At 52.3% G+C, this 365-nt stretch carries 1 pseudogene; it reads left to right on the top strand.

From position 1 onward, the window contains the following. A pseudogene (locus tag RTW80_RS27800) lies at window positions 1–365 on the top strand (transporter); the annotation flags it as partial.

Genomic DNA, 365 nt, shown 5'->3' with positions numbered 1-365 from the left:
CCTGATCACCACGCTCTATTTTGTGGCCTTCTTTGTGGTAGTTCTGATTTACGCGGTGGCGATAACCAACTCACTCACTGAACAGCTGGCGAAACGGATGACGGTGGATACCGGCATGCGGATGCTGGTGAGCTTTGGCGTAGTGCTGATTTTGAATCTGATCTTCCTGATGGGCCGGCACATCACCATTAAGGTGATGGGTTTCCTTGTCTTTCCGCTGATCGCCTATTTTCTGTTTGTCTCGCTGTATCTGACGGGCAGCTGGCAGCCGTCGCTGCTGACCAGCCAGATGGCCTTCGACCAGCATACGCTGCACCAGGTATGGATTTCGATCCCGGTAATGGTTTTCGCTTTTAGCCATACTC

The sequence above is a fragment of the Escherichia sp. AM3 genome (assembly GCF_032029835.1).
In the GTDB taxonomy this organism is placed as follows: Bacteria; Pseudomonadota; Gammaproteobacteria; order Enterobacterales; family Enterobacteriaceae; genus Escherichia; species Escherichia coli.
This window is presented reverse-complemented; position numbering and strand designations above follow the sequence as displayed.